This is a genomic window from Virgibacillus sp. GM2-2 (genome assembly GCF_055329585.1).
Window position 1 is genome coordinate 455443 of record NZ_JBUZWC010000001.1, and the last position, 20127, is coordinate 475569.

21 protein-coding genes are annotated in these 20127 nt (G+C 39.6%); 2 read left to right on the top strand and 19 right to left on the bottom strand.

All coding sequences use genetic code 11. The features are described 5' to 3' along the window. Positions 1-24: 24 nt before the first annotated feature. The 14 genes from ACY9Z2_RS01980 to paaA all read right to left on the bottom strand — a co-directional run bounded on the left by ACY9Z2_RS01980 (position 25) and on the right by paaA (position 11984). Positions 25-1020 (bottom strand): ABC transporter substrate-binding protein, encoded by a 996-nt coding sequence (locus tag ACY9Z2_RS01980; RefSeq protein ID WP_463607921.1) that lies wholly within the window; start codon positions 1018-1020, stop codon positions 25-27. A 103-nt stretch (positions 1021-1123) separates the two neighbouring features. Next, positions 1124-2266, bottom strand: a complete 1143-nt coding sequence (locus tag ACY9Z2_RS01985) for a Leu/Phe/Val dehydrogenase (protein ID WP_463607922.1) — start codon at positions 2264-2266, stop codon at positions 1124-1126. A gap of 318 nt (positions 2267-2584) precedes the next feature. Then, positions 2585-2983, bottom strand: a complete 399-nt coding sequence (locus ACY9Z2_RS01990; protein WP_463607923.1) for a thioesterase family protein — start codon at positions 2981-2983, stop codon at positions 2585-2587. Continuing rightward, positions 2980-3948, bottom strand: coding sequence for an NAD(P)H-dependent flavin oxidoreductase (locus ACY9Z2_RS01995; protein ID WP_463607924.1), 969 nt, complete (start codon positions 3946-3948; stop codon positions 2980-2982). The genes ACY9Z2_RS01990 and ACY9Z2_RS01995 overlap by 4 nt, the downstream gene beginning before the upstream one ends. A gap of 22 nt (positions 3949-3970) precedes the next feature. Beyond that, positions 3971-4747, bottom strand: coding sequence for an enoyl-CoA hydratase-related protein (locus ACY9Z2_RS02000; RefSeq protein ID WP_463607925.1), 777 nt, complete (start codon positions 4745-4747; stop codon positions 3971-3973). An 11-nt stretch (positions 4748-4758) separates the two neighbouring features. Then, positions 4759-5964 carry an acetyl-CoA C-acyltransferase gene (locus ACY9Z2_RS02005; protein WP_463607926.1) on the bottom strand — a complete coding sequence of 402 codons (1206 nt, stop codon included), beginning with the start codon at positions 5962-5964 and terminating at the stop codon, positions 4759-4761. After that, complete coding sequence (locus tag ACY9Z2_RS02010) at positions 5961-6836, bottom strand: 3-hydroxyacyl-CoA dehydrogenase (RefSeq protein WP_463607927.1); 876 nt, start codon at positions 6834-6836, stop codon at positions 5961-5963. Before ACY9Z2_RS02010 ends, ACY9Z2_RS02005 begins: the two co-directional genes overlap by 4 nt. A gap of 18 nt (positions 6837-6854) precedes the next feature. After that, positions 6855-7631: an enoyl-CoA hydratase/isomerase family protein gene (locus ACY9Z2_RS02015; protein WP_463607928.1), complete on the bottom strand. Its 777-nt coding sequence runs from the start codon at positions 7629-7631 to the stop codon at positions 6855-6857. A 3-nt stretch (positions 7632-7634) separates the two neighbouring features. Further along, a complete protein-coding gene (locus ACY9Z2_RS02020; RefSeq protein WP_463607929.1) occupies positions 7635-8408 on the bottom strand; it encodes an enoyl-CoA hydratase-related protein in 774 nt (257 codons plus the stop codon). Continuing rightward, complete coding sequence (locus tag ACY9Z2_RS02025; protein WP_463607930.1) at positions 8401-8706, bottom strand: EthD family reductase; 306 nt, start codon at positions 8704-8706, stop codon at positions 8401-8403. The genes ACY9Z2_RS02020 and ACY9Z2_RS02025 overlap by 8 nt, the downstream gene beginning before the upstream one ends. Positions 8707-9095: 389 nt before the next feature. Then, positions 9096-9602 carry a 1,2-phenylacetyl-CoA epoxidase subunit PaaD gene (paaD, locus tag ACY9Z2_RS02030; RefSeq protein ID WP_463607931.1) on the bottom strand — a complete coding sequence of 169 codons (507 nt, stop codon included), beginning with the start codon at positions 9600-9602 and terminating at the stop codon, positions 9096-9098. 199 nt (positions 9603-9801) lie between these two features. Then, on the bottom strand, positions 9802-10617 hold the full coding sequence (gene paaC, locus ACY9Z2_RS02035; RefSeq protein WP_463607932.1) for a 1,2-phenylacetyl-CoA epoxidase subunit PaaC: 816 nt from the start codon (positions 10615-10617) through the stop codon (positions 9802-9804). After that, the gene (paaB, locus tag ACY9Z2_RS02040; protein ID WP_463607933.1) at positions 10614-10973 is read right to left on the bottom strand and encodes a 1,2-phenylacetyl-CoA epoxidase subunit PaaB; all 360 of its coding nucleotides are present in this window, start codon (positions 10971-10973) and stop codon (positions 10614-10616) included. Before paaB ends, paaC begins: the two co-directional genes overlap by 4 nt. 24 nt (positions 10974-10997) lie before the next feature. Continuing rightward, a complete protein-coding gene (paaA, locus tag ACY9Z2_RS02045) occupies positions 10998-11984 on the bottom strand; it encodes a 1,2-phenylacetyl-CoA epoxidase subunit PaaA (RefSeq protein ID WP_463607934.1) in 987 nt (328 codons plus the stop codon). Positions 11985-12143: 159 nt separating this feature from the next. Between paaA and paaX the strand changes: the two genes are divergently transcribed. After that, positions 12144-12983 (top strand): phenylacetic acid degradation operon negative regulatory protein PaaX, encoded by an 840-nt coding sequence (paaX, locus tag ACY9Z2_RS02050; protein WP_463607935.1) that lies wholly within the window; start codon positions 12144-12146, stop codon positions 12981-12983. 228 nt (positions 12984-13211) lie between these two features. Here the strand turns inward: paaX and ACY9Z2_RS02055 are convergent, their stop codons facing one another. Further along, positions 13212-13730, bottom strand: a complete 519-nt coding sequence (locus ACY9Z2_RS02055; RefSeq protein WP_463607936.1) for a gamma carbonic anhydrase family protein — start codon at positions 13728-13730, stop codon at positions 13212-13214. 11 nt (positions 13731-13741) lie between these two features. Then, positions 13742-15070 carry a phenylacetate--CoA ligase family protein gene (locus ACY9Z2_RS02060; protein WP_463607937.1) on the bottom strand — a complete coding sequence of 443 codons (1329 nt, stop codon included), beginning with the start codon at positions 15068-15070 and terminating at the stop codon, positions 13742-13744. A 236-nt stretch (positions 15071-15306) separates the two neighbouring features. On the opposite strand from ACY9Z2_RS02060, the gene ACY9Z2_RS02065 reads away from it, so the two are divergent. Then, positions 15307-16944 carry a BCCT family transporter gene (locus ACY9Z2_RS02065; protein ID WP_463607938.1) on the top strand — a complete coding sequence of 546 codons (1638 nt, stop codon included), beginning with the start codon at positions 15307-15309 and terminating at the stop codon, positions 16942-16944. A 397-nt stretch (positions 16945-17341) separates the two neighbouring features. Here the strand turns inward: ACY9Z2_RS02065 and ACY9Z2_RS02070 are convergent, their stop codons facing one another. The 3 genes from ACY9Z2_RS02070 to ACY9Z2_RS02080 all read right to left on the bottom strand — a co-directional run bounded on the left by ACY9Z2_RS02070 (position 17342) and on the right by ACY9Z2_RS02080 (position 20106). Next, on the bottom strand, positions 17342-17542 hold the full coding sequence (locus ACY9Z2_RS02070) for a hypothetical protein (protein WP_463607939.1): 201 nt from the start codon (positions 17540-17542) through the stop codon (positions 17342-17344). Between the two features lie 104 nt (positions 17543-17646). After that, positions 17647-18369: a cysteate racemase gene (gene cuyB / locus ACY9Z2_RS02075; protein ID WP_463607940.1), complete on the bottom strand. Its 723-nt coding sequence runs from the start codon at positions 18367-18369 to the stop codon at positions 17647-17649. A 252-nt stretch (positions 18370-18621) separates the two neighbouring features. Next, a complete protein-coding gene (locus ACY9Z2_RS02080; protein ID WP_463607941.1) occupies positions 18622-20106 on the bottom strand; it encodes a UDP-N-acetylmuramoyl-L-alanyl-D-glutamate--2,6-diaminopimelate ligase in 1485 nt (494 codons plus the stop codon). Between the last annotated feature and the right edge of the window lie 21 nt (positions 20107-20127).

Here is a 20127-nt window from a genome sequence, read left to right on the forward strand (position 1 = left end):
GCGTCTAACAAAGTTGCAATGTAATTACTCTTGTTCTACAATCTTTGCTTTTTCATCCCATTCTTTATTCCATTCAACACCTTGCTTATCTGCAGCCTCTTTATTAATAAATAATTGAATTTCCTGTGGATGTTCTACTGGAAAATCCTGAATTGTTTTTTCACCAGTTAAAATAGCAGCTGCCATTTCTCCGGCACGATACCCAATTGTATGATAGTCAATACCAAATGTCGCAAATCCACCTTTTTTCAATGAATTTGGCTCACCAACGATTAGTGGAATGTCCTGTTCATTTGCAACACCTATTACACTGTCCAATGCTGAAACTACTGTGTTATCTGTAATGATATAAAAAACATCTACTTCTCCAGCTAATGTAGTCGCAGCCTGACTAACCTCTGCTGAAGTCGATACTGTGCGCTCTGAAAGAGTAAGACTAGTTCCTTCCGCCGCTTTTTTCACGTCTTTAATTTGACTAACTGAGTTTTGCTCGCCGGCATTGTAAATTAAACCAACATTTGCTCCCTCAAATGTTTTATCAATAAACTCTACCGTTTTAGCGATAGCATCTGGATGAAGATCTTGAACACCGGTTATATTTTTACCTGGTTCATCTAATGACTTCACCAATCCTGCACCTACCGCATCTGTTACTGATGTGAATACGATTGGAATCTCATCTGTTGCCTGTGCTGCCCCAAGTGCACTAGGTGTAGAGTTTGCAAAAATTAAGTCTACCTGATCTGCAACAAAGTTATCAGAAATTAAAGCAACATTATTTTGATCATTTTGTGCGTTCTGGAAGTTATATTCCACATTTAATCCAGCATCCTTTAACGCGTCTTGAAATCCTTTATATGCTGCATCTAATGAAGGATGCTCAACAATTTGAGTGGCCCCAATGGTATACGTTTTTCCTTCACCATCTCCACTTGTTTCAGAAGAATCATCTGTCCCACATGCTGCTAAAACCATCATACTAATTAGTGCTAAGACAAGTAATAGTAGACCTTTTTTCATTCCGCTTCCCCCTAAATAAATTTTATAATTTTTAGAATAATTTCTAACATTATAGCAGAACCTGAAGTTGAGTCAAGCGTTTATTGAATATTGGAGATTTTCACTACCCTCGAATATTCCATTTGGGTTTAATTGATGGTGTAAAAAAGTTATTTCTGTTCCCCCTGTTTTCTATGACTTTCTCACATATATGATTGGCTGCCTCTACTGTGGTTATGTTATGAAGTTCAGCCTCATGGTAGATATTAAGAATAATAGAATAGATTTCCTTCGTCTTCATTAACACCCTTTCCTTATTTGGCTCGTATAGTTCATCCGCTACTTGAATTAACCCTCCAGAATTAATAATATAATCTGGTGCATATAAAATTCCTTTTTCAGATAAGCGTACCCCATGTTCCTCTGTTAGTAATTGATTGTTAGCCGATCCAGCAACTGCCCTTACCTTTAGCAAATCAATTGTTTTATCGTTTATCACACCCCCTAACGCACATGGAACAAATATATCTGCTTCTTGGGAATAAATAGCATTACTATCAACAACCTTTACCGAACCAGACAATGTTTTCGCTTTTTCTTGAAGTGATGTAATATTTTCTTCATTAATGTCTGTTACGTAAAGATTAGCACCATTCTCTAGTAAACGTTCAGCGACCTTAAACCCTACCTTGCCTAGCCCTTGTATCGCATAAGTAACACCGTCAAGACTGTCTTTTCCAAATAATACGTTATTGGTTGCTTGAAGCCCACGGATAACACCCATCGCTGTAGGAATGGAAGAATCTCCACTACCACCATATGCTTCTGGGACTCCCACAATGTGATTCGTTTCCTTTTTTGCATAGATAAAATCATCCATTGTAGTTCCCATATCCGTGCCAGTGTAAAAACGTCCGTTTAGTGATTCGACAAATTGACCGAATGCCCGAAAAAGTTCGGGTGTTTTATCTGTTTTTGGATCTCCGATTATAACGGCTTTACCGCCACCAAAATCCACATCTGCAGCTGCACATTTATAGCTCATTCCTTTTGATAAACGAAGAACATCATTAAGTGCAGCGTCTAAGTTTTTATATGGTTGCATCCTACAGCCACCAAGTGCCGGGCCAAGTGTTGTATTATGTATAGCAATGATTGCCCGTAGCCCAGTACTTTTGTCATTACAAAAGACTACTTGTTCATGCTCTGCAAATTTATCCAATAAAGCAAAATCATCATGTGTGGTTGATTCCGTTATTAAGCTCATCTTAACGCCTCCTTTTTTGTAAGCGGTTTCAAATTACGAACTTAAAATAATTCGCAATTTAGTTGTATCCTTCATTCTTTTAGTTTGCTCTATGCGGACATCAGATACGCTATTTGAATAAAAATGAGTGAAATTTTAATACTCGCGGACACCAGAGCCGTTATTTTGAAAAAAACAGTGATTTTATTGTGTTTTCATGTAAATAAGGTATCAGGAGTCCGCTTCATACGTAAATACAGGCAAATTCAGTGAAATAAGGTATTCTGAGTCCGCATACTAACAACAACAAGTCAGTTTCTTCAACTTGTTGCAACTAATTTAGTACGTTTCTGATGATGAATACTTCTCATTAATCATTTCTTTTGGCATAATTACTTGCTTCACTTCGCCTTTTCCGATTAGACCCTTTTCATTAGATGCTTCAACCTCTGTAATTACAATATTATTTTTATACTCGGTTAAGGTAGCTGTTAATTTAACCTTGGAATGCAAAGGAGAGGCATTGATATGCTTCATTTTAACAGCACCACCCATGCCTTCCTCATGTTCTTCTAGAAAAGGGAGAATGATCTTTCTTGAAACCCATTCCATGTGATAAACCATTGCCACGGTAGAATAGACTGGATGCACAACGTTCCCTTCAAAGCTGGCAAACATATCTTCTGTCACTTCGATTTCGATTGTTTCGGTTCTGCCTACTTCCATTCCTGGTTTCATCGAATTCCCTCCTCGCTCATTAATAAATTTGCAGTTCGGTTCATTTGTTCCTTTGCTTCTATCATCATTCCATCCAATAACTCTTTTACCGTTGGAATGTTATGAATCAAACCAGCGACTTGGCCACTGTTCATAAACCCTTTTTCCATGTCGCCTTGAATCGCACCTAGTACGTGTTGCGTTTCTGACGTTAATTTTGCATATTGTTCAAGTGATATGCCTTGTTTTTCTATGTCTACTAATTGTTTAGCATACGGGTTCTTAAGTATTCGCCTTACCCGTCCAACCGGTCGACCAATAACAGTCGTTCCCGTATCTTCTGCATCAATAATTCGCTTTTTATAATCGGGGTGAAATGGTGCTTCAGTAGTTGCGATAAATCGCGTGCCAATTTGGACGCCCATAGCACCAAGCGTCAATGCTGCTGCCAAGCCTTTGCCATCACCAATACCTCCTGCTGCCAATACAGGAATCGAGACGTTCTGAACGATTTGCGGTATTAATGTAAATGTAGTCAGCTCAAGACTAGAATTGATCCCCGCCGCTTCAAAACCTTCTGCTACTAGCATGTCAGCATTAGCTTCTTCCGCCTTTTTCGCATGTTTAACGGATGCTATAACTGCAACGACCTTAATATTATGCTCGTGTAGTAGTGGAATGTATGGTGCTGGATTACCAGCTGATAGTGTAACAATTGGAACATTATATTTAATTACTAATTGAATTAATTCCTTTACGTGTGGTGTTACACTCACCGCAATATTTATCGCATATGGTTTATCCGTTTTCTGCTTCGTTTCTACGATCATCTTTTCCACTTCATCTGGGTGCAATGTTCCACACCCAATTGTTCCAAGTCCACCAGCCTCGGATACAGCTGTTGCTAGCTGCGCGTTACTTATATTTCCCATTCCGCCTTGGATGATTGGGTATTTAATTTGTAGGATTTCACATACTGGATTCATGGTTGTCCTTCCCTCCATCTGGCTATTTCCCTTTAAATTGAGGGCTTCTCTTTTCATTAAATGCATGCAGAGCTTCAAGACGATCTTCAGTAGGAATGGTTAACTCATATGCCTTTGCTTCGATTGCCAATCCTGTCTGCAAGTCGGTATTCATTCCCTGTGATATCGCATACTTTGCTTGTTTAACCGCAACTGGTCCGTTATTCATGATTGCTGAAGCCAATTGCTCACACGCGTTTATCAGTTCTTCCTTTTTTACTACTTTTAAAACAATGCCCAAATCAAATGCTTCGTCTGCTGTCAGTTTTTTAGCAGTAAAAATTAATTCTTTCGCTCTCATTTCTCCTACTAAGCGTGGAAGACGTTGTGTCCCACCTGCTCCAGGAATAATTGCCCAGCTTGTTTCTGTCAGCCCCATCTTGGTACTTTCAACCGCTATAGAAAAGTCACAAGCAATCATCAATTCAAATCCACCACCGAAAGCGTAGCCATTAACTGCTGCAATGGTTGGTTGAGGCAATTCAGCAATGCTATTGAAAACATCTCGGATTGCTTTAACATTACGCCGCACTTCTTTATCCGATAGATTTTTTCTTTCCTTTAAATCTGCGCCAGCACTAAACGCTTTTTCTCCAGCACCAGTAAAAATTACCACCTTGATTTCCGGATCAAGGTGAATCGTATCAACTATTTCTTGAAGCTGATGAAGTGTTTCGTAATTAAAACAGTTCAATGCTTCTTCTCGGTTAATGGTAACGTACGCTAGATTATTTTTAATTTCCAGTAATACCGTTTTCATTTTTTCACCTGCTATTCTGATACATTTTCAACAATGGTTGCGATTCCTTGCCCTACTCCAACACACATCGTTGCAAGACCAAATTGTGTTTTCTGTTTTTTCATTTGATGAATTAACGTGGTCAATATACGTGCACCACTAGCACCCAACGGATGCCCGAACGCAATTGCTCCACCATTTACATTCACCTTGCTTGGGTCTAGCTCTAATTGGTTTATACATGCTATGGATTGAGAAGCAAAAGCCTCATTCAATTCGACAAGTCCAATTTCGTTCATCGATAGCTTCGTTCGACCAATTGCTTTTTTTGATGCGTAAATTGGTCCAAGTCCCATAACAGAGGGCTCTATCCCTGCCGTAGCACTAACCACATATTTTACTAACGGTTTAAGGCCAAGTTCTTTTGCCTTCTCTGCACTCATAACGAGTAAAGCAGAAGCCCCATCGTTAACACCTGATGCGTTTCCTGCTGTAATCGTTCCATCATCAAACAACGGTTTTAGTTTCGCTAGTTTTTCAATCGTTGTTTCTGGCCGCGGATGCTCATCTGTATCCACCACTATTTCATTACCTTTTCGGTCGTTATATGTAACTGGAATAATTTCCTCTTTAAAACAATTTTCCTCGATTGCTTTTTTAGCGCGTTGCTGACTTGTAATGGCAAATTGGTCTTGTTCCGCGCGCGAAATAGTAAACTGTTCAGCTACGTTCTCTGCTGTTTGTGGCATAGAATCGGTACCATACATATTTTCTAGCTTTTTATTGATGAAACGCCATCCAATTGTGGTATCAAAAAGCTCCATGTTACCACGTGGGAATTCTTTTTCAGGCTTTGCCATTACAAGTGGTGCACGAGACATGCTTTCGGTACCACCAGCTATGTAAATATCACCCTCGCCAACAGCAATTGCTCGAGCAGCTGACATGACAGCATCAAGACCAGATCCACAAAGGCGATTAATCGTCGAACCCCCGACACTAACTGGCAATCCCGCTAATAACGCAGACATTCTAGCGACATTTCGGTTGTCTTCACCAGCTTGATTGGCGTTTCCTAATATGACTTCCTCAATCTGTTCTGCTGGCAATTCGGGATTTCTCTCGATTAAGGCTTTAATTACTATCGCACCAAGGTCATCTGGGCGAATTGTTTTTAAAGCTCCTTTATATCTTCCAATAGGTGTTCGTACAGCATCAACAATAACTACTTCTCTCATTTTTGAACCAACTCGTCTTTACTTGTGTAGTCATATACACCTTTCCCGGATTTCCGTCCGAGGCGACCAGCTTTAACGTATTGTTCCAATAGTGGTGCAGGTCGATATTTCTCGCCTAACGTTTCATGTAAATAACGCAAATTGTTCAGTCGTGCATCTAATCCAACTAAATCCCCAAGCTCAAACGGTCCCATTGGGTAATTTAATCCGAGGCGAATTGCTTTATCAATATCCTCTGCTGTCGCTACACCTTCTTGTAGCATATGAAATGCCTCATTTCCGACAAGTGCACTTATACGACTTGTAACGAAACCAGGAAATTCATTGACTTCAACCGTCTCTTTTCTCATTTTTTCAGCTGTTTCACGAATTGCAGTAACCGTTTGATCACTAGTCTCTAAACCTCTCACAATCTCAACTAGCGGCATTAGATGAACAGGATTGAAGAAATGCATGACAGCCACTTGCTCTGGACGTTTTGAGTAAGACGCTAATTCTGTCGGACTAATGGTCGAGGTGTTGGAAGCAAAAATAGTATGTTTAGGAGCGTGATCTTCAGCAATTTCCATAACCTTCTTTTTTATTTCACATTTTTCCGGAACCGCTTCAATTAATAGATCAGTAGTTTTCATCGTAGCTTGGAAATCTAGGGAGGTGTGTAGATTTTCTAACAGACTTTGTGCCTCTTCCTCTGTTAATTTTTCTCGTTTAATCCCTTTCCTCGTTGTCTTCTCTGCATGTTCATACGCTTCACGTAACTGTTCTTCTGCTATATCTACTAATGTCGTATGAAAACCAGCTAGAGCAGAAACATATGCGATGCCCCGCCCCATGACACCAGCTCCCATTATCGTAACGTTTTGTATTGTCATCGTTAGCCTTCCTTTCTGTTACTTACCTAAAAAATTCGGTCGACGTTTTTCCTTAAATGCCTGTAACCCTTCCTGATGATCGATTGTATTACCAGCTATTCGCTGTGCCTGTGCCTCTTTTTCTAGCATTTCGTCGAACGGTTGGTGCATGCTATCCATCATTGTTCGCTTAATTAATGAAAAGGCTTTGGTTGGCATTGTCGCAAGCGAATTAGCGAAGTCAGAAACTTTTTCATCCCATTCATCCGCTGGAATCACTTCCGTTGCAAGCCCTAGTTCAAATGCTTCATCGCCAGTAATGGGCTTACCTAGCACCGATATTTCAAGTGCTTTGGCATAACCAATTAGGCGAGGTAAAACATACAAAAAGCCCGAATCAGGAATAAGACCAATGTTCATAAAGGCACTTACAAATTTAGAATCAGGTTTTACTAATCGAAAATCCGCGGCTAACGCCAGACTCATTCCAGCCCCTGCAGCAATCCCATTAACTGCCGCAACAATCGGTTTAGGTGTTTCCTTAATAGCTTTCATCATTGGATGATAGCGACTACGTAGAAATTCACCGTGGTCCGTATTTTCATCGACGCCAGCTAAATCTTCCCCAGCGCAAAAAGCTTTTCCATCCCCAGTAAAGACGATACAGCGGATTTCCTCATCCTTGCTCGCTTGTTTCAATGCATGGATAATTTCCTTATTCATTGCTTCCGTAAATGCATTAAAGGAAGAAGGTCTGTTTAAAACGATGGAAGCAACCTGAGCATTTTTTTCATATGCAATCGTTTGATAGTCCATTTGTTACTCCCCCTTAAACGAAGGCTTGCGTTTTTCTATAAACGCCTTCATTCCTTCTTTTTGATCCTCAGAAGCAAATGCTACGTAAAAATTTTTCCGTTCGACGCGCATACCTTCGGCTAATGATAAATCATCAGCTGCATAGACCGCTTCTTTAATCAACCGCAAAGCAATCGGTGCCCGGTTGGCCAGTTTCTTTGCAAGACGCAACGTTTCTTCTTCTACTAATTCTGGTGCTACCACTCGATTGATTACACCGTAGTCAAGTGCATGCTGGGCACTCATCGGTTCACCTAACCAAATCCACTCAAGTGCTTTAGCACGGCCCATCGCTTTTGTTAAATACTGTGTTCCACCTGCACCAGGTAATACGCCAAGTGTTACTTCTGGAAAACCAAACTTTGCGTTTTCAGCTGCAACAATCAGGTCGCAATGAAGTGCCAACTCAAATCCTCCACCTAGAGCAAATCCGTTAACAGAAGCGATGATCGGCTTTTTAATTAACATCATACGATCCCAATCCGCGAATGGATTTGCCTTTTCCAAAGATAAGGCAGTTTCATCCTGCATTTCCGCAATGTCAGCACCAGCGGCAAATGCTCGTTCATTGCCCTTTACAACGATTACTCGAATGGCGTCATCTTTATCAAAATCCTCCATTTGATTGACAACTTCTTCTACTAGTTGTCGGTTCAAGGCATTTAACACTTGAGGCCGGTTGAGCTGAATTATACCGACCTCATCTTCACGTGTTACCTTAATCAGTGAATTACTCATCAATCTCTTCACCAATCATTAAGGTTACGATGTCACCTGCAAACTTCATTACATCTTTTCCGGAAGCCTTTCCTTCATCTGTTTTCATCGCCTTTTGTAACGACTCATGGTCATCGTAAAACATTTCACACAACAAGTAATACTCACTTTTTCCCATTGGCGAACCTACTATCTTCGTTACCTTCATATCTCGTAAACCAGGTATCTTTTTTGTAATTGGTGTATGTGTATTGAAATAATGCTCATCAAAAGCTTCTTTGTCCTCGGGTTGTTTATACAACGCAATAAGTTTTACCATAATTAAAAACTCCTTTTTATTTGGATTTTTTTCTTAACGGCTGATGATATATCTAAAAATTACTACATACTAAATATGTAGATAAAATATGTGGATCTACCATCGCATCTTTGAATATACTGCGCTTTCCGCGGGCGAGTGTCGAGCCTCCTCGGACTGCCGTCCTGCGGGGTCTCGCCGATCTCTTACTTCCCGCAGGACAAGGAAAGCTTCCCTGAGAAAGCATCGCACGCAGAAAAAGCGGTTTTCTTTTTCAAGGAGTCTCCGTATATTCAAGATGCTAAGTTAAGGTGAAAGAAAAAGTCTTAAAATCCATCACTTTTTCAGTTGTCTCTCGTCTGAAAACGTAGTATATACGACTACGGCTGGTAGAAAGTATTAAAACCGAATTATCCTAATCTTTGTTCACTAACTACTACTGGTTTCATTGCTTCGAATGGGTTTTTACAAGACTTGCAGTATAGGATGCTGCGGCATGCAGTTGGGCCAAAGACGTTATCCATTGATGTATAGTCAGATCCGCAGAATGGACAATCAACCGTCCATTCATCACCTGGCCGATAATCTTCAGGCGGCGGTGAGACACCGTGTTTCCTCAATTGCACTCGTCCTACCTCCGTTATCGCGTCAGTAGACCACATATGTTTATAGGAAAACTCTACATGACATTCGTTAACCCACCCTACTGCTTCAACGGCTTTTTTTACATTAGCTTCAATAAAATCAAGCGCAGGACACCCTGCAAACGTTGGAACCATCGAAATAAAGACATTATTTTGCATAACCAAAATGTCATGAACCATTCCAAGATCGTATACACTTACGGAAGGAAGTTCTGGATCATCAACTGTTTTCATAACAGCGTAGATTTCTTCTTGTTTGTTTGTACCATCCATCTGACAACCCCCTTTATGACCTTTACTAAATCGACCGGTATCACGAGTAAATCGCGCATCTTATTGTTACTATCGCGCAATAATATCTGATAATCGCGCAATTTATTCGTTGTTGCGCGAAAACATTGCTCGATTGTGCGATTCGACTGTTTTATCGCGCGACTTCACGCATTTATTGCGCGATTAACAGGGTTAAAATCTACCAAACTGCTTTTTTATCCGTTACATATACTTCTGAAAGTATTGCCAATGCCTGATTCAAATCGGTGGAATGCTCTCCACCTCGACCAGAGCCAGATCTTTTTCCAATATCAAATTCTGGGATTTCAACTAAAGTTGCCTTTACTTCTTCCATCCAGCGTTCTTTCAAAGATGCTTCTCCGTCGATTAACCCATGCTTTTCCATTTCCAGTGCATGGGCACCTAATTCCAGTACATCTTGGAATTCATTCCACGCTTCTTCTATTCGGAATTGTAGGCGTGTTTTTGCGTCTTCTGTAGATCCTTGTAGCTGCTTCATCCAAATTTTCCAATGTGCCAGATGATATGGCTGCTCCATCAATACTTTTTTCGCAGCATTCGCAAGTGGTTCATACGAGCTTGTCGAAAGCGCTTCCATTTTCACTTTTTTAAACGTCTCATAAAAGTATTGTCTGACCACTGTTAATGCCCAGTCATAATAAGGATCGTCTAGATACGAACCATCACCATTTTTCTTTTCAAAATAAATCGCATTTTTTCGGTCATGTGGAGGTCGGTCATGAGCCAGTGCGTCGGCATCTCCCTCACCTAGTTCTTCTAATAGATTATAGAATAGTGTCGCGTGCCCCATTGTATTTTGTGTAATCGATGAAAAAGCAACATCTTCTTCTACATGTGGAGCAAGGCCTAACCACTCTGATCCACGAAATGAGATAATAAAATCATCATCTGCTAATTGGTAAAGTAGTTCTGTTAACGCTTTTACGTAAGCTGGATCCTGTTTTGCTTGTTCTGCTGTTTCGATATGTGTCATCGCTTTTTCACCTCTTTCCAAGACATGATTTCATTTTCATCTAACATTCCTTGCTCTTTTTCCTTCCACTTTTGTCTTAAGTAGCCGTAGCCTTTTGTTGTCCGATAATCTTTATTATCTAAACGATTTGTCCACTGCCTACGTTCTTCACTTGAAAGCGAACGGATATTTCTACGCTCAACTACCCATACATCTAAAATATCTTCGCGGCGCATGAAATTTTCTAAGGCCATGTTTAACGCCATTTCCTCATTTGGTGCTAATAAACTAAATTGATGCTGGATCGGTGACTTAACGCTTTTTTTACTAAATACTTCATATTCTTTGTAAAAATTAGATTCACTGCTCTCTCCCATAATGTATGCCTCCTATCTGCCTGCTTATGATCCAACAGGCTCTTGTGCTAGTGCTTGACGTACCCACTGGTTATTTTCATAAGCAATTTTCCGTAGCTTCAATCGATCCTGTGATTTCGGCCCATTATTCTTAATGATTTGTTTGAATTTGTTCCAGTCTGGCTGCTGATAAACCCATTCCTCTTTTTCTTCATCATAGTGAATGGTTTCATCCGGGATGGTAAGCCCTAGTGAAAACACACGCGGCAAATATTTATCCAAAAATGCTTGGCGCAGTTCTTCGTTTGAACTTTTTCTGATTTTATATTTTTGCATAATGTCCTGCTTTGATGAACCTGTAGTTGCGGCTGAACTAGGTCCGAAGAACATTAAGATTGGCTCCCACCAACGATTCAATGAATCTTGTAATATAGCACGTTGTTCTTCCGTGCCTTCTGCAAGTGCCATAATAATAGATTCACCATGTTGCGCATGAAAAACTTCTTCTTTACATATACGTTGTAGTGCTCGCTGATAAGGACCATACGATGCGTCTAACATATTTGTTTGGGAAATGATTGCAGCCCCATCAACGAGCCAACCAACCATTCCAGCATCCGCCCACGTCTTCGTTGGCATATGAAAAACATTATGGAATTTCAAATCTCCTGTTAATAAGTCTTGCATTAAATCTTCTCTCGTTCTTCCGTAAGGTCGCATTAAATCTTCCGTCACACGTAATAATAGCTGCCCGTGTCCCATTTCATCCTGTACTTTTGCCATAATACCTAATTTTCTTTTTAACGTAGGTGCTTTCGGTGTCCATTCCTTTTCAGGAAGTGCCCCCATTATTTCACTAATTCCATGCATGGAAATAAGTTTAATAAGTGATTTTCGATACTCTTCAGGCATCCAATCATCTGCTTCTATCTTTTCTCCTGCTTCGATTCGAGCCATAAACGCAGCGTACTTTTCTTCGTCATCAACATACGCATTTGAAACGGAATCTCCATCTTCCACATAGTTGTACATCATACCAACTCCTTATCACGTTTATATAACGTCAGTATACCAAAGTGTCATATTGTTATCAATAACTAAATTTTCGTTATTTTTCTACAAAAGGAATGTGGTACAATGTTAAGCAGATTATTTTATTACCGTTTACAGCGTTAATGGGAAGGAAGTAACATGGAAAAATTATTTAATACTCGTTCAATGATTTTTACACTATATGGCGATTATATAAGCCGTTATGGAAATGATATTTGGATTGGAAGCTTGATTCGCTTGCTTCAGGAGTTTGGGCATAACGAACAATCTGTACGTGCTGCAATTTCGCGTATGAATAAACAAGGCTGGGTTCAATCAGAAAAAATAGGTAACAAAAGTTACTATTCGTTAACCGAACGCGGGAGAGCGCGCATGGAAGAAGCTTCTAAGCGAATATATAAATTAGAATCCCCAGAGTGGGACGGGGAGTGGCGAATGCTTATCTATACAATTCCTGAGGAAAAGCGCCGTCTACGTGATGAATTAAGACAGGAATTGATTTGGAGTGGTTTCGGTGCTTTATCAACTAGCTGTTGGATCACACCAAACCCAATGGAGAAACAAATGGAGAGTATGATTGAGAAATATGGAGTAGAACCGTACGTTACTTTTTTCCGTGCTACCCATGAAGGAATGGGAAATTATAAGGATTTGGTGAAAAAGTGCTGGGATTTGGATGCAATAGATGAAAGGTACTCCGAGTTTATTGAGGAATACAAACTAGACTATGTTGAGGATAAGAAGTTGATCGAAAACGGTGAAATGAGTGATGGGAGTTGTTTTGTAAAACGATCATTGCTTGTCCATCAGTACCGGAAGTTTTTATTCATTGACCCTAGTTTACCGAAAGAATTATTACCCGGGAAATGGATTGGGGACGCTGCGGCTGATTTATTTGCGGACTATTATCGCATTCTTGAAAAGCCAGCAACACGCTTTTTTGAATCTGTCTTTGAGAAAATTGATCATGAATCATAATGGTAGTTTGGCTTGTATTCTTGAAAATCAGCTTGTATTTTGTTTGATTTGGCTCGTATTATTGAAAATCGGCTCGTATTTAAAAAAATTAGCCAGTATTTTCGTTCCTTTGGCCAGTATTAATATTTAACTGACATTTTTACCTATATTTACCATCCGTCATCTTGCACGTCACATCATCAACAAGAACCCAGCACTCGGTTAAGAAGCTACCGAGTACTGGGTTCCTTATTTTATCGGCTCAAGATTCTTAAACTCCTGTCCTTTTTCTGCATACGTATTAATCGTTTCTTCAATCATTTCCATATCTTTGTCTGTCAACGTTCTGACTACCTTTCCAGGAGAACCTAACACGAGTGAGCGAGGTGGTATTTTTTTCCCTGAAGGAACAAGGCTATTGGCTCCAACAATTGAATACTCACCTATTTCAGCTCCATCTAGTACAGTTGCACCCATGCCAACTAATGCACCTCTACGTAATGTACATCCATGGATGATCGCATTATGCCCAACAGACACCTCATCCTCTACTATTAACGGAAACTTTTCATAAAGATGGCACGTTGAATTATCTTGAATATTGCAGCGTTCACCAATGCGAATTGGACCTTCATCGCCTCTAATGACAACATTAAACAGGATGGTGGAATATGCACCTACTTCTACATCACCAATCACTGTCGCATTATCTGCCACATAAGCTGTTTCATGAATACGTGGCGACTGCTCCTTATATCGATATAACATGTTTATCCTCCTTAATTCACGGTTTGTTTCTCGCGCTGATCAACCACACGAACTGCCTTCCCTTCTGATCTAGGAATTGACTTTGGTGACAGGACATTAACGTCAATTGTCACAAGGCATTCTTGCTTGATCACTGTTTGTATTCGTTCTTTTAATTCTACTATCTTTATATGTTCTGGATTACCTTCACACTGTAAAAATGCTTCATCAGACAATTCCACACGTAATTCTACTGTATCCATATACCCATCTTTTTTCAAATATACTTGGTAATGTGGAGCTAATTCTTTTACTTGTAATAATGAACGCTCCATTTCGGAAGGAAAAACATTCACTCCTCGAATAATCATCATATCCCCAATTCGACCCTTAATCCGCGACATCCGTGTTGTCGTCCGCCCACATTTACACACACTTCTATTTATTGATGCGATATCACCAGTACGATAGCGAATGATTGGAAAAGCTTCTTTCGTTAAACTAGTAAAAACTAGCTCACCGTATTCACCGTTCGGTACAGCCTCTAGCGTATTCGGATCAATTACTTCTACAAAAAAATGGTCTTCTTGAATGTGTAAACCATCTTGCTGTTCATGACACTCAATGGAAACTCCTGGACCAATGATTTCACTTAATCCATATATATCCACCGCTTTAATATCCAGTCTTTCTTCTAACTTCGCACGCATTTTTTCGGACCAAGGTTCAGCGCCGAAAATTCCATATTGCAAGCTTGTCGAACGCGGGTCCTTACCATCTGCCTCCATCTGCTCTGCAATCCGCAGTGCGTAAGAAGGTGTCGAGCAAATGACTTTCGGTTTAAAGTCTTCGATTATCATGACTTGTCGTTTCGTATTACCGCCAGATACTGGAACAGTAGTGATCCCTAGCTTTTCCCCACCATGATGAAGCCCTAAACCACCTGTGAACAGCCCATATCCGTACGCGTTATGCATCACATCATTTGCTGTTCCACCTGCAGCTGCAATCGATCTAGCTACAATTTCGGCCCAAACATTGATATCGTTTTTTGTGTACCCGACAACAGTTGGTTTTCCACTTGTCCCAGATGAGGCATGTAATCGAATAATATCTTCCATTGGCGAAGCAAAAAGCCCGTATGGATAATGGTCACGTAGATCCTTTTTTTCTGTAAAAGGAAGCTTTTTAATGTCTTCAAGTGATTGAATAGCTTCAGGTTCAATACCTAAATCGCTAAACTTTTCTCGATAAAATGCAACGTGATTATCCACTCGTCGAACAGTTTGTTGCAGTCTTTTCAATTGGAGTGCCTTCATTTCATCTCGTTCTAACGTTTCCATCTTTTCATTAAAAATCATTCTGAATCCCCCTTGCACACAGTTTTATAGGTTCACCCAACTACATAACGCCACTAGCCCATATCGTAATAAAATCGTTATGAAAATAATAGCGCCTACATATCTGAATGTCAATTTAATTTAGAATATTATAGTCAATAACGTAATGTACATCATCCATTTGAAATGTATGGATTTTTGTCCTCCGCAAAAGATAATGTATAATAGAGTGTTGTATAAGGAAAGGTTGATACAAGATGAAGAAAAGTGTTATTGATTGGCCAACTTTTATTGGCGCCTTATTTTTACTGTTGGCAGTATCCATTCCACTAATATTGTTTCCGGAAGGTGGAGCGACAGTTGTTAGTAAGGCAAATGACTTTGTAACAGGTAACTTTGGTATGCTCTATTTACTAGTTGGGCTTGCAGCTTTTGCATTTTTGATTTATGTTGCATTCAGTAAAAATGGACAAATTAAGCTTGGAAATGCGGAAGATAAAAAGGAATTCAATACAGCATCATGGGCAGCAATGTTGTTTGCTGCTGGAATTGGATCAAGTATTTTATATTGGGGAATGATTGAATGGGCTTATTATTATCAAGGACCACCCTTTGGAATTAAAGGGGGGACAAATGAGGCCATTCAATGGTCTACTGCATATGGTATTTTTCATTGGGGACCAATTGCGTGGGCAATTTACACTTTACCTGCCTTACCAATTGCATACTTTTATTACGTTCGAAAAAAACCTGTACTCAAAATTAGTGAAGCAGTACGACCAGTCTTAGGAAATTTAGTTGACGGCCCTATAGGTGTTATCGTCGATATTTTATTCATGTTCGGATTAATGGGCGGAGCTGGTACAACTTTGGCACTTGGTACGCCGATGATTGCTCAAGGTGTACACGATATTACTGGCATACCGGTAACACTGGGAATGAAAACGGTAATTATGTTACTATGTACGGCAATCTTTGCAGTAAGCGCATATTCTGGGCTACGCCGTGGAATAAAAGTTCTAAGTGATATCAACCTTTGGCTTGCTGTTTTTGTATTAGTATTTATCTTTGTTTTCGGACCAACTTTATTTATTAGCGAAACAACTATTAGCAGTCTCGGAATTATTATGGATAACTTTTTCCGAATGGCAACTTGGCTCGAACCATTTCAAAATTTGGCAGGATTTAGTGAAACTGGATTCCCAGAAGCTTGGACTGTATTTTACTGGGCTTGGTGGGTAGTATATGCACCATTTGTTGGGCTTTTCGTAGCACGTATTTCGCGTGGTAGAACAATAAAGGAAATGATTCTTGGGACCATGATATATGGTACAATCGGTTGTATTTTATTCTTTGGTATCATGGGTAACTTTGGACTTTATTTACAGCTTTCAGGATCCTTTGATGTCATTGGATTCATGAATGAATTTGGAGCACCAGCGGCAATCATTGCCATTCTGCACCAACTTCCGATGGCTAATGTGATGGTTGCAGCATTTACTGTATTAGCAATTATTTTCCTAGCAACAACATTCGACTCGTCATCCTATATACTGGCTGCTGTTGTACAAAAAGAAGTTCAGTCTGAGCCATTACGATGGAATCGTTTATTCTGGGCATTCACATTATGCTTATTACCACTCGTATTAATGTATATTGGCGATCTAGAGACGTTGCAAACTGCTAGTATTGTCGCAGGTTTCCCGGTTATTTTTATTATGCTATTACTAGCTTGGTCATTTATGAAAGCATCAAATACAGATATAAAAGAATCAAAAGGCTACGAATCACCGACGATTCATATCAATCGAAAAGAAATTGTTGAGCGGATAAGAAAGCGAGAAAAAAGAAGGTCAGCTTTGGAAGCATTAGAAGACAAACAAATTGACGATTAGAAAAGCGCAAGCACCTGTTTAGACGCGAACGCATAAGCAAGGGACCATAGAACGCATGGATTTAAGGAAGTTCGACTAAAAACGCCACATCCTCGAAAAAGACAATCACTTTTTCTTCGTGCGATGTATTTCAGGGAGCTATCCTTGTCCTGTGGCAACATCGAACTACCCCACGTCCTGTGGGGCAGAAATGTCCATTGCTTATGACGGCAGCTTCTGGACGCTGGAGCTAGACAGATTTTATACATTATCTTTTTAGAAAAATCGGCATTCGCCTCGTCCTTAATAGCGAATGCCGAAGTTTTTCTTTTAAGGAATTTTATACTTTCTGACGTTGCTAAAAAAAGTAGTGCCTGGCATCATTTCCTTGAATCCGGAAAAGACGCCAGGCACATTTTTATTTTATTCTTACTTCATACCATACTTTCTTTGGGGCTTGATTGCTGGGATCAGATAACTTAGTAACTTGCGATTTCGGAAATTTAAGTTGAATATACTTTAACTCTTTGGTTGATAACCGTAACTCCCTCACACATGCTCCGTCCTTAAACGACTCTGACAAAAACTCATCAAATTTCTTATCCTTCTGATGGTTCATCATCATTCCTCCTAATCAATTTAAAGAAGTTGTTCAAAAAGCCATCAAATGATAAACTGCGGATATCTTCGTTCCTCAATTTTCCCGGCTTAATGAACACGCATTTAAAGGACTTTCGTACTTTCTTTTACCTGTTTTCCTGATTGAATAATAGACTGTTCCACCAATACCTGCATTGCGTCGACGGTGTACCTACGCGCTTCGTCACTAACTGGAATACAGGACAGTTCCGTACATCCTAGAATTATACACGTACAGCCTTCACGAAATACAAGCTCGTTTATAATCCTATCTAACTCACTTGGATCAATTGATTCGTCTGCCTTAAACCGATAAATAATTTGCATTACGTTATCTTGTATTTGCTTGCTCGGAACAACTGCATCCATCCCAAACTTTTGGCACCCTTGTTGATAAATACCAGTATTTATCGTCCCGTTTGTTGCTAAAATCCCTACCTTAGCGCCTTTTCCATAGTTCTGATAAATGTATTTTGACGTTTCATCGATCATATTAATTATGTTTATGCTGGTCATCGCCTGCATAGTATCATAAAAATAATGGGACGTGTTACAGGGTATCGCAATATTAGCTACATCCGTTTTTTCAAAGAGCTCAAAGTCTTTTTTTACAGCATGTAAAAAGGCTTGTTCATTTTCGTTTAAAATTGCATCGGTACGGTCAGGTATTGTTGCATGGTTAAGAATAATCATGTCTAAGTGGTCCTGGTCCTTTTTTGCTAATGTATGCTCAATGACTTTTTCGAAAAACAACGATGTAGCCATTGGCCCCATACCACCGAGTACGCCTAATTTTTTTTGTTCCATTGGTAAACCACCTGCTTTATCAAGTTCATACATATATGTAGATGTTCAACATGTTCGATAAAATGCGGCGAACAACCACGCATTGGAAGGCGAAAATTTAATCTCGCAACAGGCAAAGAAGTTTATCACAACGAAGAAAGTTGCTTTGCATTTTCATGTACACCTGAGATCTTAGGTCCTTCTTATTCGTTTTATTGAACACATACTATATGTCATTCGTTAGAAACAATTGCTTTTGGGTGGTTATACATTCTATAACTGTACAAATTGTTTCTTTCTCTTTAACGCTTCTAAAACGATTTCTCGTTCATTGAACGGTATTTCTTTATCTCCGACAATTTGGGTCGTTTCATGACCTTTACCAGCGATTAATATAACATCATTTTTCTCACTAATTTCAATCGCGTATTGTATGGCTGTTTCACGGTCAAGGATTGCCTTGAATTTGCCATCAAATTGATTCATTGCATCGGATATTTCATTAAGAATCACGACTGGATCATGATGTTTCGGATTATCTGATGTAACTACAGAGAAATCAGCAAACTGTGAAGCTGTTCGACTCATACCAATCCGCTTTTCTTTCCCCATATCACTATCATCAGCATAGACACCGAATACTAATATTAGTTTTCCTTTTACATACGGTCGAATGGTGGTCAAAGCTTTCTCCAATGCGTCTTCTGTATGGGAAAAATCAACAATCACCTTATAGGCATCTTCTTTATAAACAGTTTCCATTCTACCCTTTATTGCCTTCACATTCTGGACACCATGTTTGATTACATCTAGTGGAATGTTGTTGCAATAAGCACAAGCAATTGCAGCTAAACTATTATAAACATAAATCATGCCTGGCAAGTTAACTGTAATCTCCATGCTTCCCGATGGCGTATTCACCGTGTATGTTGTTCCGTCAAACGTGTAACGGATATTCGTTGGATAAATATCTGCTTTTTCTTCGATTCCATACGTAATAAGTACGGTGTCATATTCCTTGACCTGATTAATCAGTTTTCTTCCATACGAATCATCCGCATTGATTATATTAAACTCATTTGTCAGGTTAAACAGCTTTGCTTTCGCCTGAAAATACTCATCCATGTCCTTATGCAATTCCAAATGATCCGGAGATAAGTTAGTAAAAATCCCAGTGTTGAACTGACTATACGCAACCCGATTCAAGTTCAATGCATGGGAAGAAACTTCGATAATACAGTTGTCCGTTTCCTTCTCGACCATTTTCGCAAAAAATTGCTGCAAATTTAACGATTCAGGGGTCGTGTTTTTGGTCGGGATAACCTCGTTACCAATTACCGTTCCAGTTGTTCCGATTAAACCCATGGATTTTTTTGCTTGATCAAAAATAGATTTAATAAAGTATGTCGTAGATGTTTTTCCATTTGTTCCAGTTATTCCAATGAGGTTGAGCTGCTCAGTTGGATTGTGATATACGTTCGCTGAAATTCGTGCTAGAGCGTCGCGTGAGTTAGCTACTTTTAAAACGGTAACATCTTCATCAATTGGCATATCTTTTTCCAAAATAATCGTGGATGCACCCTGTTTAATAGCTTTTTCAATAAACTTGTGGCCATCAAGTGCAAACCCTGAAATAGCCACAAATATATCGTTGGTTGTGGTTTCCCTAGAATCATAGGTAATTGCATGGATATCTTTGTCTAACTCACCTTTTACAATTGTATATTCAAGACCGTTCACTACAGAGGATAATAACATCGTCTCAGCTCCTCACTTGCG